This window comes from Serratia sp. CY40230 (assembly GCF_052168835.1).
In the GTDB taxonomy this organism is placed as follows: domain Bacteria; phylum Pseudomonadota; class Gammaproteobacteria; order Enterobacterales; family Enterobacteriaceae; genus Serratia; species Serratia nematodiphila.
This window is the reverse complement of record NZ_JBJNLX010000008.1, coordinates 24,929-39,821: the sequence shown is the minus strand read 5'-3', so window position 1 is coordinate 39,821 and position 14,893 is coordinate 24,929. Positions and strand designations below refer to the sequence as shown.

Below are 14,893 nucleotides of genomic sequence, written 5' to 3'. Positions count from 1 at the left end.
CTACTGCAAGGGCGCTATTTTTAACTCCAAAGCGTTAGACGTACAGTTTAATTTACGAGCCTGGTCGGGTTTGCTGCCAGTGTGACCTGGATCAATATCTGCCTGAAACTCGCTAAAAAAATCAGATTTGATTAGTTTATGCCGCCATAGAGGGCTGCTCGCCGTTCTGGCTGCTGCAACGGCCATACCGGGACGCTGTGACGAGTTGAAACGTTAACGAAGATAATGAGAAAACTAGAGAATTTTCACCTGCTGGTGATGCTTATCCTGTTGGTCGCCGTCGGCCAGATGGCGCAAACCATTTATGTTCCCGTTATTGCTGATATCGCCCACGATCTGTCGGTTCGCACCGGCGCCGTGCAACGGGTGATGGCGGCGTATCTGCTGACCTACGGTTTCTCCCAGCTGATTTACGGGCCGATATCGGATCGGATCGGGCGCCGCCCGGTGATCCTGACCGGCATGATGATCTTCCTGGTCGGTGCGCTGGGCGCACTGCTGTCCACCAACCTGACGATGCTGGTCGCCGCCAGCGCGATTCAGGGCATGGGCACCGGCGTGGCGGGCGTGATGGCGCGCACCATGCCGCGCGATCTGTATGCCGGCACCGCACTGCGCTACGCCAACAGCCTGTTGAACATGGGGATTTTGGTCAGCCCGCTGCTGGCGCCGGTGATCGGCGGCGCATTGGCGATGGTGTTCGGTTGGCGCGCCTGCTACGCCTTCCTGCTGGCGCTGTGCGCCTGCGTCGCCTTCGCCATGTTCCGCTGGCTGCCGGAAACCCGCCCGGTGCAAACGGAAAAACGTCGCATGCTGGCCAGTTTCCGCCAGCTGCTGGGTGACAGCACCTTCAGCTGCTATCTGGTGATGCTGATCGGCGCGCTGGCGGGGATTGCGGTATTCGAGGCCAGCTGCGGCGTGTTGATGGGCGGCGTGTTGGGGCTGAGTGGGCTGACTGTCAGCATCCTGTTCATTCTGCCGATCCCGGCGGCGTTTTTCGGCGCCTGGTACGCCGGGCGCGACGGCAAGACCTTCCACACGCTGATGTGGCATTCGGTGATTAGCTGCCTGCTGGCGGGGGCGATGATGTGGATCCCGGGCTGGTTCGGCGTGATGAACATCTGGACGCTGATCGTGCCGGCCGCGCTGTTCTTCTTCGGCGCCGGCATGCTGTTCCCGCTGGCGACCACCGGGGCGATGGAGCCGTTCCCTTACCTGGCCGGCGCGGCGGGCGCACTGGTGGGCGGGATGCAGAACATGGGGTCCGGTCTGGCGACCTGGCTGTCCGCCATGTTGCCGCAAACCGGGCAGTTCAGCCTCGGCTTGCTGATGTTCGCGATGGCGCTGCTGATCCTGCTGTGCTGGTGGCCGCTGTCCAATCGTATGCAGCATCAGGGGCATACCGCATAACGACAGGGCGCCATTCGGCGCCCTCATACCGTTGACAAAGGGGAGAAAAAGCGGGGTTTTTCTCCCCTTTGTGGTTATCAGCCGAAAATCAATAAATTGATTTTCCTTGTTTTTTATTCGCTGTTCTCTGCCAACACGGCAAGGGCATGAGGTTTGTCATCAATCATCAGGGCGCCATTCGGCGCCCTGTTTCGTTACAGCAGAAACTCGTGCAGCGCCGGGTCTTTGCGATCCAGATAGTGGGTCGAACGAATACGGCGGATGGTGCGCGACTTGCCGCGGATCAGCAACGTTTCGGTGGTGGCCATGTTGCCCTGGCGGCTGATGCCTTCCAGCAGATCGCCCTTGGTGATGCCGGTGGCGGAGAAGATCACGTTGTCGTTGCGCGCCATCTGATCCAGACGCAGCGCCTGGCCGGCTTCGATACCCATCTCCCGGCAGCGGGCCAACTCTTGTTCGCCGATGCGGCGGTTTTCGGCGCTGTCGCCTTTCACCTCATGACGCGGCAGCAAACGCGCCTGCATGTCACCGTCCAGCGCGCGGATCACCGCGGCTGAGATCACCCCTTCCGGCGCGCCGCCGATGCCGTACATCACATCGACCTCGCTTTCCGGCATGCAGGTGAGAATGGAGGCCGCTACGTCGCCGTCAGGAATGGCGAATACTCGCACGCCCAGCTGCTGCATCTGCGCGATGACGCCGTCGTGGCGCGGTTTGGCCAATACGATAACAGTCAGCTGCGACAGCGGTTTGCCGAGTCGTTCGGCGACGTTCTGCAGGTTCTCTGCCAATGGCCGGTTGAGATCGATGGCGCCGCGCGCCGCCGGGCCGACCACCAGCTTCTCCATGTACATGTCCGGCGCGTGCAGGAAGGTGCCGCGATCGCCCACCGCCAATACCGCCAGCGCATTGGACTGGCCCATGGCGGTCATGCGGGTGCCTTCGATCGGATCGACCGCGATGTCGACTGCGTCGCCCTGACCGGTACCGACCTGCTCGCCGATATACAACATCGGCGCTTCGTCGATCTCGCCTTCGCCGATCACGATGCGCCCATCGATATCCACTTTGTTGAGCATGATGCGCATGGCGTGGACCGCCGCGCCGTCGGCGGCGTTCTTGTCGCCGCGCCCCAGCCATTTGTAGCCCGCCAGCGCGGCGGCTTCGGTAACGCGGGAGAATTCGATGGCTAATTCACGTTTCATGGCAAACCTGTCTGTGAGAAAGGGAGGAAAATATCGACAAAGTCTATCACAGCGCGGTGGCGGCAGGGCGGGGCAAAAAAAAGCGCCGCCCGCAGGCAGCGCTTGTTGGCGAAACGGCAGCTTCGGGATTACTCGTGATCTTCCCATGCCTGAGCGCGAGCCACCGCTTTTTTCCAGCCGCTGTAGCGGTAGTTGCGTTCGGTGGTTTCGATGCTTGGGCGGAATTCACGCTCAACCACCGCTTTGCTCTTCACTTCATCCAGATCGTTCCAGTAGCCGATGGCCAGGCCCGCCAGGAACGCCGCGCCCAGCGCCGTCGATTCACGCACTTCAGGGCGTTCTACGCGGGTGCCGAGAATATCGGACTGGAACTGCATCAGGAAGTTGTTGGCGACCGCGCCGCCGTCCACGCGCAGCGATTGCAGGCGGGTGTTGGCGTCGGCCTGCATGGCGTCCAGCACGTCACGGGTCTGGAAGGCGATGGATTCCAGCGTGGCGCGGATGATGTGGTTGCTGTTGGCACCACGGGTCAGGCCGAAGATGGCGCCGCGGGCATACGGATCCCAGTAGGGCGCGCCCAGGCCGGTGAAGGCCGGCACCACATAGACGCCGTTGCTGTCTTTCACCTTGGTGGCGAAATATTCGGAGTCGGCGGCGTCGCTGATCAGTTTCAGCTCGTCGCGCAGCCACTGGATAGACGCACCGCCGATGAACACCGCGCCTTCCAGCGCATAGTTCACTTCGCCGCGTGGGCCGCAGGCGATGGTGGTCAGCAGGCCGTTTTTCGAACGCACCGCTTCTTTGCCGGTGTTCATCAGCAGGAAGCAGCCGGTGCCGTAGGTGTTCTTCGCCATGCCCGGTTGAACGCACAGCTGGCCGTACAGTGCCGCCTGCTGGTCGCCGGCGATACCGGCGATAGGAATACGCGTGCCGCCCTTACCGCCGATGTTGGTCTGGCCGTACACTTCGGAGGACGGGCGGACTTTCGGCAGCATGGCGCGCGGGATATCCAGCACTTCCAGCATGCGTTCGTCCCAGTCCAGTTCGTGGATGTTGAACATCATGGTGCGTGAGGCGTTGGTGTAATCGGTGACGTGTACGCGCCCCTGGGTCATTTTCCACACCAGCCAGGTATCCACGGTGCCGAACAGCAGTTCGCCGCGCTTGGCGCGCTCACGGGCGCCTTCGACGTTGTCCAGGATCCACTTCACCTTGGTGCCGGAGAAGTACGGGTCAACCACCAGGCCGGTGTTGTGACGGATGTACTCTTCCAGGCCGTCGCGCTTGAGCTTCTCGCAGATGTCGGCGGTGCGGCGGCACTGCCAAACGATGGCGTTGTAAATCGGCTTGCCGGTCTCTTTTTCCCAGACGATGGTGGTTTCGCGCTGGTTGGTGATACCGATGCCGGCGATCTGATCGGAATTGATGTCGGCTTTCGCCAGCACTTCTACCAGCGTCGAACTTTGCGACGCCCAGATCTCCATCGGGTCGTGCTCAACCCAGCCGGCCTTTGGATAGATCTGCGGGAATTCGCGCTGCGATACTGCAACGATGTTGGCGTCGTGATCGAGCACGACGGCACGTGAGCTGGTGGTCCCTTGGTCGAGTGCGACAATGTATTTTTTTTCTACAGTCATGGTAATTATCCTGCTGTTGTTAACCGTGTAAAACTGCACCCATCACGCTTTACGCTGCTGGGTCTTGGCGTCGGGCTCTTCTTCCGTCACGCAGACGTCGCACGGCAGGTGGCGGCCAATCAGCGCGCGGTAACCGAAAGCGCCCAGGCCACAGCCGACGATAGGGGCGAAGATCGGCACCAGGAAGTACGGGATGTCGCGTGCGCCGGTGAAGGCGACTTTGCCCCAGCCGGCCAGGTAGGCGAACAGTTTCGGCCCGAAGTCACGCGCCGGGTTCAACGCAAAGCCGGTCAATGGTCCCATGGAGGCGCCGATCACGGCAATCAGAATACCGATCAGCAGCGGCGCCAGCGGGCCGCGTGGAATGCCGTTGCCGTCGTCGGTCAGCGCCAGGATCAGGCACATCAGGATTGCAGCGATCACCATTTCTACCAGGAAGGCCTGGCCGACGGAGATGTGCGCGTTAGGGTAAGTCGAGAAGATGCCGGCCAGTTCGAGGCTTTCGTTGCTGCCGCGCACCATGTGGTGGGCCGCTTCGAAGTCGAAGAACAGGTTATAGTACAGCCCGTAGACCAGGGCGGCAGCGCAGAAGGCGCCGGCGACCTGCGCAATGATATAAGGCACCACTTTGCGCCCGTCGAAGCAGGCGAACAGCCACAGGGCGAGGGTGACCGCCGGGTTGAGATGCGCACCGGAAATCGCGGCGGTCAGATAGATGGCCATGGCGACGCCCAGGCCCCAAATGATGCTGATTTCCCACTGGCCGAAGCTGGCGCCCGCCAGTTTCAGCGCGGCAACGCAGCCTACGCCAAAGAAGATCAGCAGCGCCGTGCCGAGGAACTCGGCGATGCACTGGCCTTTTAATGTCGGACTGGTGGTTTGGCTCATAATGTTGGTGTCCTGCAAAACGGCGGTTGTTGGTTTATAGGCTCAGCCAGGTATACATCTGACCTATGGGCACAGTTTTTTCATCTCGTCCAATTATTGAATGAGGACGTGATGTAAATTTATCGTTAACGAACATAAACGAGAAATAGCGAAATCAAAATGTGTGTGGCGCGTCATAAAATTGAGCGATTTCGCGTCGTTTAGTGTTCTTTCTGAGCCATAAAAGTGTGATCTGACCAGTGGTTTAGCGAGGGGCGTTAACAACTCGCGGCGGCGGCGATGGGGATTTTCAGTTTTTGCTGATGGCGAGGGCAGGAAAATTGCAACAGACTGCGCGATGATCCGGTATGTTGCTAGACAGGCGGAGACTGGCTACTTACAATCGTTTTTAACGAATCGAGACCGGCGCGCCTTTCGTAACGGCGCGCGTCACTGAGCGCGATGCAATATTCGCAGTAGCTGCAGCCGACGTTGCGGCCGCTACTTATAGATGTACGCCTTGCTATCATGAGGGGACTGAAGCATGTCATTTGAAGTATTTGAGAAACTGGAAGCAAAAGTACAGCAGGCGATTGATACCATCACCTTGTTGCAGATGGAAATTGAAGAGCTGAAAGACAAAAACAACTCTCTGTCGCAGGAAGTTCAGGCTGCCTCCGGCAACCACGAAGCGCTGGTGCGTGAAAACCAACAGCTGAAAGAAGAACAGCACGTATGGCAAGATCGCCTGCGCGCGCTGCTGGGCAAAATGGAAGAGGTTTGATTCCTTACGCCATGCAGCAACGAAAAGGGCGCCTGAGGCGCCCTTTTTCATGTCCGAAAATCACTCGATGTCGAGCGGGTCTTCGGAGAGGATGATGCCGGTGTTGTCGGCATACAGGTGGTCGCCGGAGAAGAAGGTGACGCCACCGAAGTTGACGCGGATATCGCTTTCGCCCACGCCTTCGCTTACGGCACCCGCCGGGATCGCCGCCATCGCCTGAATGCCGATGTCGAGCTCTTCCAGATCGTCCACCTGGCGCACCGCGCCGTACACCACGATGCCTTCCCATTCGTTCTGGGCGGCCAGGCGCGCCAGTTCGGCGTTGATCAGCGCCCGGCGTACCGAACCGCCGCCGTCGACCAACAGCACGCGGCCGCGGCCGTTTTCTTCAAGCAGATCGAACAACAGGCCGTTATCCTCAAAGCATTTCACCGTGGTGATCTGCCCGCCAAATGAAGTACGCCCGCCAAAATTGGAGAACAGAGGTTCAACAACGTTCACCTCTTCATGATAGATGTCGCAAAGTTCGGAAGTATCGTATTTCATAGGATTTTACGTCTGTTTGCCGCTGGAATGTTCAGTATATCCCTTTATTCGCCCTGTTGGCAAAATCATCAGTTTTTAACTGAGCGCCACGCCGATGGCGAACAGCAGGTTGGCCAGCAACGCCGCCTTGACCATATGCTCCAGCATCGGCCGCATGCCTACCGGCGTCGGATCGCGCAGCACGCGCAGGCCGTGGCGCGCCAGCAGCGGGATCGCCAGCACGAATAGCCAACCCCACGGGCTGTGGAGGTTGAACAGCGTGAACAGCGCGAAACACAGCACCGCGCCGCCGAGCAGCAGGGCATGGTAAATGCGCGCCTTGTGCGGGCCGAGACGCACCGCCAGCGTATTCTTGCCGTTTTCGCGATCGCTTTCGATATCGCGCAGATTGTTGATGTTGAGCACTGCCGTCGCCAGCAGGCCGCAGGCGGTGGCGGGCAGCATCACGACGCTGTCGAAGGTGTGCGTCTGCAGATAGTAGGTACCGGCCACGCTCAGCCAGCCGAAGAACACCAGCACCGAGATATCGCCCAGCCCCAAATACCCGTAGGGCTTGTTGCCGACGGTGTAGGTGATGGCCGCCACGATGGACAGCCCGCCCAGCACCAGGAAACCCACCACGTCGCTGGGTTGCTCACAGGCGACGGCGATCAGCGAACAGCCGGCAAGGGCGATCAGCACCACCGTCACCACCAGCGCCCGTTTCATCTGCGCCTGGGTGATCATGCCTTTCTGCATGCCGCGCAATGGCCCGATGCGATCTTCTTTGTCGCTGCCTTTGACCGCATCGCCGTAGTCGTTCGCCAGGTTGGAGAGGATCTGCAGCAGGCCGGCGGTCAACAGCGCCAGGAGCGCTACTTCCGGTTTCAGGCTACCGTGCCAGGCGGCGATTGCCGAGCCGACCACGATGGAGGCAAAGGCCAGCGGCAGGGTGCGGGGGCGTAGACTTTCCAGCCAGGCGGAAATCGGGGTGGTGGAGGTTGATGAGCTCATGTTTCGCTTCTGTGTCCGTTACAAATAATTGTGGGAGGCAATGCCTCCCACACAGATGACTGACAAGACAATGATTGAGCGATTATAGGATAAAACGACTCAAATCTTCATCCGCCACCAGTTCATCCAGATGACTGCGCACGTAATCCGCATCAATTGTAATGGATTGGCCATTAATTTCACTCGCATCGTAGGAAATATCTTCCATCAGACGCTCCAGCACGGTGTGCAGACGACGCGCGCCGATGTTCTCGGTGCTTTCGTTGACCTGCCACGCGGCTTCGGCGATGCGGCGGATGCCGTCGGCGGTGAACTCGATGTTGACGCCTTCGGTGCCCATCAGCGCTTTGTACTGCTCGGTCAGCGACGCGCTCGGTTCGGTCAGGATGCGCTCGAAGTCTTCGGTGGTCAGCGCCTGCAGCTCAACGCGGATCGGCAGACGGCCCTGCAGCTCCGGGATCAGATCCGACGGATTGGCGGTCTGGAACGCGCCGGAAGCGATGAACAGGATGTGATCGGTCTTCACCATGCCGTGCTTGGTGGACACGGTGCAGCCTTCCACCAGCGGCAGCAGATCGCGCTGCACGCCTTCGCGCGAGACATCCGGACCGGAGCTTTGGCCGCCGCGCTTACAGATTTTGTCGATCTCATCGATAAACACGATGCCGTGCTGCTCAACCGCTTCGATCGCCTGCTCTTTCAGCTCTTCCGGATTCACCAGCTTGGCGGCTTCTTCTTCCACCAGCAGCTTGAAGGCTTCTTTGATCTTCAGCTTGCGCGGTTTTTGCTTCTGGCCGCCGAGGTTCTGGAACATCGACTGCAGCTGGTTAGTCATCTCTTCCATGCCAGGAGGCGCCATGATTTCCACGCCCATCGGCGCGGCGGCCAGATCGATTTCGATCTCTTTGTCATCCAGCTGGCCTTCGCGCAGTTTCTTGCGGAATGCCTGGCGGGCGGCGGACGGTTCCTGATTTTCTTCCGGCTGGCCCCAGTTGTTTTTGGCCGGCGGGATCAGCACGTCGAGAATGCGCTCTTCGGCCAACTCTTCGGCGCGGGTGCGGTTTTTCTCGATCGACTGCATGCGCACCATTTTGATGGCGGCATCGGTTAGATCGCGGATGATGGAGTCCACTTCTTTGCCCACATAGCCCACTTCGGTGAACTTGGTGGCTTCAACCTTGATGAACGGCGCGTTGGCCAGCTTCGCCAGACGGCGGGCGATTTCGGTTTTACCGACGCCGGTCGGGCCGATCATCAGAATGTTTTTCGGGGTCACTTCGTGACGCAGCATCTCGTTGAGCTGCATCCGGCGCCAGCGGTTGCGCAGGGCAATGGCGACAGCGCGTTTGGCCTTGTTTTGGCCAATGATATAGCTGTCCAGTTCGCTGACGATCTCGCGCGGGGTCATTTCAGACATGGTATTCGATCCTTACGCTTTGGAAGGCAATTCTTCAATGGTGTGGAAATGGTTGGTGTAAATACAGATGTCGCCGGCGATGTTGAGAGATTTCTCAACGATGTCGCGGGCGCTCAGTTCGGTATTTTCCAACATGGCGCGGGCGGCAGCCTGGGCGTACGGGCCGCCGGAGCCGATGGCGATCAGATCGTTTTCCGGCTGCACCACATCGCCGTTGCCGGTGATGATCAGCGAGGCGGTTTCATCGGCGACCGCCAGTAGCGCTTCGAGCTTGCGCAGCATGCGGTCGGTGCGCCAGTCTTTCGCCAGCTCGACGGCGGCTTTCACCAGGTGGCCCTGATGCATTTCCAGTTTGCGTTCAAACAGTTCAAACAGCGTGAAGGCGTCAGCGGTGCCACCGGCGAAACCGGCGATCACTTTGTCGTTATACAGGCGACGCACTTTCTTGACGTTACCCTTCATCACCGTATTACCCAGGGTTGCCTGGCCATCACCACCGATGACGACCTGGCCGTTGCGGCGTACGCTTACAATTGTTGTCACGAGCAGACCCTCGTTAAAGACGGAAAGAAGTCCCCGCAGCGCCTGCTTTCGCAGACGCTACGAGGCATATTGAGAGTATAGATGGGGGGGGATTGACGCTTTTCAACCCCCAACGGAGAGGGGAATGCAACTCGACATGCCGACGCCCTTCAGGCGCGAAAGGGTTTTGTCCGCTGCGGCGCGGCTGCTGTAGGGGCCGAGCACCACGCGATTCCAGCCGCCGCCGGCGGTGATGCGGCTCTCGATGCCTTCGAACGCCAGGCGTGCACGCACGGATTCAGCCTGATCGGTGGCGCGGAACGAACCGCATTGCACCATCCACTTCTGTTTCGATTCCGGCTTGGTTTCCTGCTTGGCCGTTTCCTGTTTCACTTCCGGTTTGGGCTCCGGCTTCGGTTGCGGCTTCGGCTCAGGCTGTTTCACCTGCACCGGTTGCTGGGTGGCCGGCTTCGGCTGCTGGTGCTGCTGCACCGGCGCGGTGGTGGCCCCGTTGTTGAACGGGTTGCGCGGCGGCTGAGTGACCTGCTGCTGTTGCTGTACCGGCTGCTGCTGCATTTGCTGTTGTTGCATCTGCTGCTGCTGGCGGTTGCTGCGCGCATTGGCCTGGCCCGGATCGTTATACGGCACTTCATTCAGCTGCGTCGGACGCTGCTGCATGTCGGCCTGCATTTGTTCCAGCAACTGCCGCTGTTCGGCGGTCAGCTGAGTTTTGGAATTGAGCTCGCCGCCGGCCGTCGGTTCGGTCGGGGTTTGCACGCCGATCTGTCGGTTTTCCAGCTCTTTGATATAGCGCCAGCGCTCTTCCGGCTTCGGCGGCAGGCCGTTGCCCGGGCGCGTGGTGTGCGCAGGCAACAACGGCGCGTCTTCCGGCTTGTTGTGCGTAATGAAATAGAGGCCACCGACAAAGACAACCAGCAACGCGACGGCTAACGCCAGCACGGTTTTGGAAACCTTCGGAGAACTGCGTTTTTTACGGCTGGGGGTTTTGCGCTTAGCTCCTGCTGCGCGCCCACGGCTTACATAGTCTTTTTGTGCCACTATTATTCCGCTGTGTCCTGATGAGAGGATAAGTCCGTCATGTTACTGAACCCTAAAATATTTGACTAGCGTTTCGGGGCAGCGGTGCTGCCTCTGATAATCAATTCACTGTCCAATAGCCGGGAGCCGCTGGCCACCGTCTGGCCGTTCAACTGCTCCAGCAGCAGCAACATCGCCTGCTGGCCGATCTGGAAGCGCGGCTGCGCCACCGTGGTCAGCGGCGGATCGCAATACTGCGCCAGCTTGAGGTCGTCAAAGCCGACGATCGACAGATCCTGCGGTACCCGCAGCCCCATTTTCTTCGCCTGGGACAGCACGCCGATCGCCATGACATCGCTGTGGCAGAACACCGCCGTCGGCGGTTTCGGCTGAGCCATCAGCGCCGTCAGCGCTTGCGCGCCGGCTTCGTAGGTAAAATCACCCCGGGTAATATAGCTGCTTTCGACGGTAATGCCATTACGACGTAGCGCTTGAACGTAACCCTGCAGCCGATAATGGCTCAGCGGCATCTGTTCCGGCCCGGCGACGCAGGCGATCTGCCGGTGGCCCAATTGATGCAAATAATGCACGGCTTCAAAGGCGGCGGTCAGGTTATCGATGTGCACCGTCGGCAGTTCCAGCTCAGGGGCAAACTCGTTGGCCATCACCATCGGCGGCAGGTTGCGCTGCTCTTCCTTGCTGGCGTCAAACGGCAGGTTGGAGCCCAGCAGCAGCATACCGTCGATCTGTTTGGTGATGATCAGATTGACGAAGGTGCGCTCTTGCTGATTTTGCTGCGCGCAGTCGCCGATCAGCACCAGATAACCTTGTTGGGCCGCGGTCTGTTCGATCCCCTGGATCACATCGGCGAAAAACGGATCGCAGATGTCGGGCACGATCACCAGGATGGTGCGGGATTCGTTGCGTTTGATATTGCGTGACAGAGCATGAGGAGAATAACCCACGGCCAGCACGGCCTGTTCCACTTTCTGGCGCGTTGGCGTTGACACCTTTTCCGGGTTCATCAGCGCACGCGATACGGTAGCCGTTGAAACGCCCGCCATTTCGGCGACGTCTTTCATGGTCGCCATGGATAACTCTTTCTTGTGTTCCAACGCCTTTCTCCTTGCGTCAGCCCCATGCCGACGCCACTACTGCTGTTTGCTCACAATGTCCGGCATGCGGTGGCGAGATTGTTGTCATTGAGCGCCACTCGCGTTCGGGCACTCCGTCGCGCTGCGATGTGGCGACAAAATTTGCCCTCGCAGACATTCTAAACAGAATACGCCCCGCCTTTGTTACCTAATTTGCATAAAAAATGTGACCTGAGAAGGTTTTTTAGCGTTCGCTCGCAATTTCAAGGGTAAACGTTTGCACTGCGGCAGCTAAATCGGACTTTTCCGGGATCAGCTGTCGATCGGATCGACATCCAGCGTCCATTTCACCTTGCGCGTTTGCGGCAGGGTGCCGATCAGCGGCAGCGAGCTTTTCATCAGCTGTTGCAGGACGCGCCGTGTCGGATGCTGCAGCAGCAGCTGCCAGCGGAAACGGCCGCCGCGTTTGGACTGCAGCGCCGGCACCGGGCCCATCACCCACAGCGAATCGTCCTTAAGCGGGCTGGCTTCCAACAGATTGCGCAGCTGCTGCAGGAACAGCGGGGCCTGTTGGTTATCGTGATCTTCGGCGCGCACGATGATGTGGCTGGTGTAGGGCGGCAGAAACACGCTGTTGCGCTCCGCCAGCGTCTGTTTGGCGAAGGCGTCGTAACCCTGTTGCAGCAGCACCTGCAATAACGGGTGCTCCGGGTGGTGGGTTTGCAGCAGCACTTCACCCTGTTTGCCCGCGCGGCCCGCCCGGCCGGAGACCTGGGTATAGAGCTGAGCGAAACGCTCGGCGGAGCGGAAGTCGGCGGAGAACAGCGCGCCGTCCACGTCCAGCAACGCCACCAGCGTGACGTCGGGAAAATGGTGGCCCTTGGCCAGCATTTGCGTGCCGATCAGAATGCGCGCTTCGCCGCGATGAATATCCGCCAGGTGTTGCTCCAGCCCCCCTTTGCGGCTGGTGGTGTCGCGATCGATGCGGGTGATCGGCGTGTCGGGGAACAGCGGCGCCAGCTCCTGCTCCAGCTGTTCGGTGCCGACGCCGACCGATACCAGGTGGGTGGAGCCGCACTGCGGGCATTGGTGCGGCACCGGTCGCTGGCTGTCGCAGTGGTGACAGCGCAGCTGGCGCTGATGCTGGTGGAAGGTGTAGTAGTGATCGCAGCGCTGGCACTCGGCGATCCAGCCGCACTCGTGGCACAGCAGCGCCGGGGCGTAACCGCGGCGGTTGAGGAACAGCATCACCTGATTGCCGGCTTTTAAATGATGTTGCATGCTTTTCAACAGCGGCTGTGACAGGCCGACCTTCAGCGGCAACCCTTTCAGATCGATCAGGTGCTGCGCCGCCGGTTTGGCGTTGCCCGCGCGTTGGGTGAGCTTCAACTGGCGATATTTGCCCAGCTGCACGTTGTGCAGCGTTTCCAGTGCCGGCGTGGCGGAGCCCATCACCATCGGGATGTCCTCTTCCCGGGCGCGAAACACCGCCAGATCGCGGGCATGGTAGCGCCAGCCTTCCTGCTGTTTATAAGAGCTGTCGTGCTCTTCGTCGATGATGATTACGCCCAGTTGCCGGAACGGCGTGAACAGCGCCGAGCGGGTGCCGATGACGATCGCGGCTTCGCCGCTGCGCGCGCGCAGCCAAACTGCCAGCCGTTCGCTGTCGTTCAGCCCGGAGTGCAGCACGTCCACCGGCGCGTTGAAGCGCTCGCGAAAGCGGGCGATGGTTTGCGGCGTCAGGCCGATTTCCGGCACCAGCACCAGCGCCTGCCGGCCTTTGGCCAACACGTTCTCCAGCACGCTGAGATACACCTCGGTCTTGCCGGAGCCGGTGACCCCGGCCAGCAGCCAGGCGGCGAACTGCTCATCCTCGCTTCTGATCGCCCCGACGGCGGTGGCCTGTTCGGTATTCAGCCGCAGCCGCTCGCCAAGCACCGCGAAATTGGGGCGCCAGTCCTGCGTGGCCGCGACCTGAGCACGCAGGTCGATCAGCCCTTTGGCGCGTAGCGCCTGTAGAGCGCTTTCCGTCAGCTCAAGCTGGCTGACCTGATGGCGATAGACCGGGCGTTGCAACAGCGCCGCCAGCGCCTGCTGCTGTTTCGGCGCGCGTTTCAGACTTTCGGGCGGCGTGGCGCGCCCCTCTTCGGTGGCGAACCACTGCCACAGCGGCGCGGCCTCGGCCGGTTTGCCTTGGCGCAGCAGGATCGGCAGCGCATGAAACAGCACTTCACCGATGGGATAGTGATAGTAATCGCTGGCCCAGCGCAGGATGCGCCACAGGCTGGGAGAGAACAGCGACTCGGTGTCGATCACGCTGTCGATCGGTTTGAGCTTGTCCAGCGGCAGTTCGCTGGTGTCGCTGCAGCCGGTGACGATGCCGATTGCATGCTGCCTGCCCCAGGGCACGCCCACGCGCGCGCCGGCCACCGGCTGCATGCCGGGCGGCAGCAGATAGTCGAAGGTGCGGGCGAGGGGGACCGGCAAAGCAACGTGTACGACGGGCATGATCTCATCCAAATTGAAAAAAAGTGGGCATCAGTTTACACGGCGCATCGGCAAATGTACGGTTCCGATTGCGCGCCCCGACTAATGCTGTATAATTTGCCGCCTTTGGTATAATTCGATACCAAAATTCTATTATCAACCACGTGTGGTGTCTGGCGAAACAGGGCTGGATAGCGACACGGCCTTAACTGAGGTTTCCCATGAAACAAGGTATCCACCCAAAATACGAAGAAGTTACTGCTAACTGCTCTTGCGGTAACGTGATGAAGATCCGCTCCACCGTGGGCCACGATCTGAACCTGGACGTTTGTGGCGCATGCCACCCGTTCTACACTGGCAAGCAGCGTGACGTTGCTACCGGTGGCCGCGTTGACCGCTTCAACAAGCGTTTCAGCGTACCAGGCGCTAAGAAATAAGATTTCTTATCGTCCGATGAAAAAGGCGCCTTTGGCGCCTTTTTTCGTTTCTGCCGCCGGCGTTCGCCGGGCGGTTCTTAATATTCCCAGGTATCGGGATCGACACCCAGTTCGCGCATCAACGCTTTTGCGGCTTCCGGGATTTCATCGCTGCGCTCTTTGCGCAGGTCTTCATCGTTCGGCAGCGGCTGGCCGGTAAAGGCATGCAGAAACGCTTCGCACAGCAGTTCGCTGTTGGTGGCGTGGCGCAGGTTGTTCACCTGGCGACGGGTCCGTTCGTCGGTGAGGATTTTCAGGACCTTCAGCGGAATGGATACCGTGATCTTTTTGACTTGCTCGCTTTTTTTACCGTGTTCAGCGTAAGGGCTGACATACTCGCCGTTCCACTCAGCCATGGGACACCTTAACTTTGTCAGAAAAATTACAAAATTCTAAAAACCGGCCAATTATGCCCGA

14 protein-coding genes are annotated in these 14,893 nt (G+C 59.9%); 3 read left to right on the top strand and 11 right to left on the bottom strand.

The window, feature by feature from the left end; genetic code table 11:
• Positions 1 to 225 precede the first annotated feature (225 nt).
• Positions 226 to 1,410 carry a multidrug efflux MFS transporter EmrD gene (emrD, locus tag ACJ8IJ_RS22705; RefSeq protein ID WP_004931102.1) on the top strand — a complete coding sequence of 395 codons (1,185 nt, stop codon included), beginning with the start codon at positions 226 to 228 and terminating at the stop codon, positions 1,408 to 1,410.
• Positions 1,411 to 1,604: 194 nt separating this feature from the next.
• Here the strand turns inward: emrD and glpX are convergent, their stop codons facing one another.
• From glpX to ACJ8IJ_RS22690, 3 genes are all read right to left on the bottom strand, one after another.
• Positions 1,605 to 2,615 (bottom strand): class II fructose-bisphosphatase, encoded by a 1,011-nt coding sequence (gene glpX, locus ACJ8IJ_RS22700; protein ID WP_016929713.1) that lies wholly within the window; start codon positions 2,613 to 2,615, stop codon positions 1,605 to 1,607.
• A gap of 128 nt (positions 2,616 to 2,743) precedes the next feature.
• Positions 2,744 to 4,252 carry a glycerol kinase GlpK gene (gene glpK / locus ACJ8IJ_RS22695; RefSeq protein ID WP_004931097.1) on the bottom strand — a complete coding sequence of 503 codons (1,509 nt, stop codon included), beginning with the start codon at positions 4,250 to 4,252 and terminating at the stop codon, positions 2,744 to 2,746.
• Between the two features lie 42 nt (positions 4,253 to 4,294).
• Entirely contained in the window at positions 4,295 to 5,140 is an 846-nt protein-coding gene (locus ACJ8IJ_RS22690) for an MIP/aquaporin family protein (protein WP_015379417.1), read from the bottom strand.
• A gap of 523 nt (positions 5,141 to 5,663) precedes the next feature.
• On the opposite strand from ACJ8IJ_RS22690, the gene zapB reads away from it, so the two are divergent.
• A complete protein-coding gene (gene zapB / locus ACJ8IJ_RS22685; protein ID WP_004931092.1) occupies positions 5,664 to 5,903 on the top strand; it encodes a septal ring assembly protein ZapB in 240 nt (79 codons plus the stop codon).
• 60 nt (positions 5,904 to 5,963) lie between these two features.
• Here zapB and rraA read toward each other — a convergent pair whose 3' ends face one another.
• The 7 genes from rraA to priA form a co-directional block, all read right to left on the bottom strand.
• Positions 5,964 to 6,449 (bottom strand): ribonuclease E activity regulator RraA, encoded by a 486-nt coding sequence (gene rraA / locus ACJ8IJ_RS22680; protein WP_004931090.1) that lies wholly within the window; start codon positions 6,447 to 6,449, stop codon positions 5,964 to 5,966.
• A 75-nt stretch (positions 6,450 to 6,524) separates the two neighbouring features.
• Entirely contained in the window at positions 6,525 to 7,442 is a 918-nt protein-coding gene (locus ACJ8IJ_RS22675; RefSeq protein WP_049187716.1) for a 1,4-dihydroxy-2-naphthoate polyprenyltransferase, read from the bottom strand.
• A gap of 82 nt (positions 7,443 to 7,524) precedes the next feature.
• Positions 7,525 to 8,859, bottom strand: a complete 1,335-nt coding sequence (hslU, locus tag ACJ8IJ_RS22670) for an HslU--HslV peptidase ATPase subunit (protein ID WP_004931086.1) — start codon at positions 8,857 to 8,859, stop codon at positions 7,525 to 7,527.
• Between the two features lie 12 nt (positions 8,860 to 8,871).
• A complete protein-coding gene (gene hslV / locus ACJ8IJ_RS22665; protein WP_004931085.1) occupies positions 8,872 to 9,402 on the bottom strand; it encodes an ATP-dependent protease subunit HslV in 531 nt (176 codons plus the stop codon).
• Positions 9,403 to 9,504: 102 nt separating this feature from the next.
• Positions 9,505 to 10,440, bottom strand: a complete 936-nt coding sequence (ftsN, locus tag ACJ8IJ_RS22660) for a cell division protein FtsN (RefSeq protein WP_131165394.1) — start codon at positions 10,438 to 10,440, stop codon at positions 9,505 to 9,507.
• Positions 10,441 to 10,505: 65 nt separating this feature from the next.
• Entirely contained in the window at positions 10,506 to 11,534 is a 1,029-nt protein-coding gene (cytR, locus tag ACJ8IJ_RS22655) for a DNA-binding transcriptional regulator CytR (RefSeq protein WP_004931082.1), read from the bottom strand.
• A 291-nt stretch (positions 11,535 to 11,825) separates the two neighbouring features.
• Entirely contained in the window at positions 11,826 to 14,021 is a 2,196-nt protein-coding gene (gene priA, locus ACJ8IJ_RS22650) for a primosomal protein N' (RefSeq protein WP_442518928.1), read from the bottom strand.
• A 200-nt stretch (positions 14,022 to 14,221) separates the two neighbouring features.
• Here priA and rpmE point away from each other — a divergent pair, with 200 nt between their 5' ends.
• Positions 14,222 to 14,437 carry a 50S ribosomal protein L31 gene (rpmE, locus tag ACJ8IJ_RS22645; protein ID WP_004931078.1) on the top strand — a complete coding sequence of 72 codons (216 nt, stop codon included), beginning with the start codon at positions 14,222 to 14,224 and terminating at the stop codon, positions 14,435 to 14,437.
• A gap of 77 nt (positions 14,438 to 14,514) precedes the next feature.
• Here the strand turns inward: rpmE and metJ are convergent, their stop codons facing one another.
• Positions 14,515 to 14,832 carry a met regulon transcriptional regulator MetJ gene (gene metJ, locus ACJ8IJ_RS22640; RefSeq protein WP_004931076.1) on the bottom strand — a complete coding sequence of 106 codons (318 nt, stop codon included), beginning with the start codon at positions 14,830 to 14,832 and terminating at the stop codon, positions 14,515 to 14,517.
• Between the last annotated feature and the right edge of the window lie 61 nt (positions 14,833 to 14,893).

Bases quoted from the DNA above. Each gene is read 5' to 3' on its own strand.
- ACJ8IJ_RS22675 (WP_049187716.1), bottom strand. From the start codon at position 7,442: ATGAGCTCATCAACCTCCACCACCCCGATTTCCGCCTGGCTGGAAAGT.
- metJ (WP_004931076.1), bottom strand. From the start codon at position 14,832: ATGGCTGAGTGGAACGGCGAGTATGTCAGCCCTTACGCTGAACACGGT.
- rpmE (WP_004931078.1), top strand. From the start codon at position 14,222: ATGAAACAAGGTATCCACCCAAAATACGAAGAAGTTACTGCTAACTGC.
- rraA (WP_004931090.1), bottom strand. From the start codon at position 6,449: ATGAAATACGATACTTCCGAACTTTGCGACATCTATCATGAAGAGGTG.
- glpK (WP_004931097.1), bottom strand. From the start codon at position 4,252: ATGACTGTAGAAAAAAAATACATTGTCGCACTCGACCAAGGGACCACC.
- emrD (WP_004931102.1), top strand. From the start codon at position 226: ATGAGAAAACTAGAGAATTTTCACCTGCTGGTGATGCTTATCCTGTTG.
- ACJ8IJ_RS22690 (WP_015379417.1), bottom strand. From the start codon at position 5,140: ATGAGCCAAACCACCAGTCCGACATTAAAAGGCCAGTGCATCGCCGAG.
- hslU (WP_004931086.1), bottom strand. From the start codon at position 8,859: ATGTCTGAAATGACCCCGCGCGAGATCGTCAGCGAACTGGACAGCTAT.
- glpX (WP_016929713.1), bottom strand. From the start codon at position 2,615: ATGAAACGTGAATTAGCCATCGAATTCTCCCGCGTTACCGAAGCCGCC.
- priA (WP_442518928.1), bottom strand. From the start codon at position 14,021: ATGCCCGTCGTACACGTTGCTTTGCCGGTCCCCCTCGCCCGCACCTTC.
- zapB (WP_004931092.1), top strand. From the start codon at position 5,664: ATGTCATTTGAAGTATTTGAGAAACTGGAAGCAAAAGTACAGCAGGCG.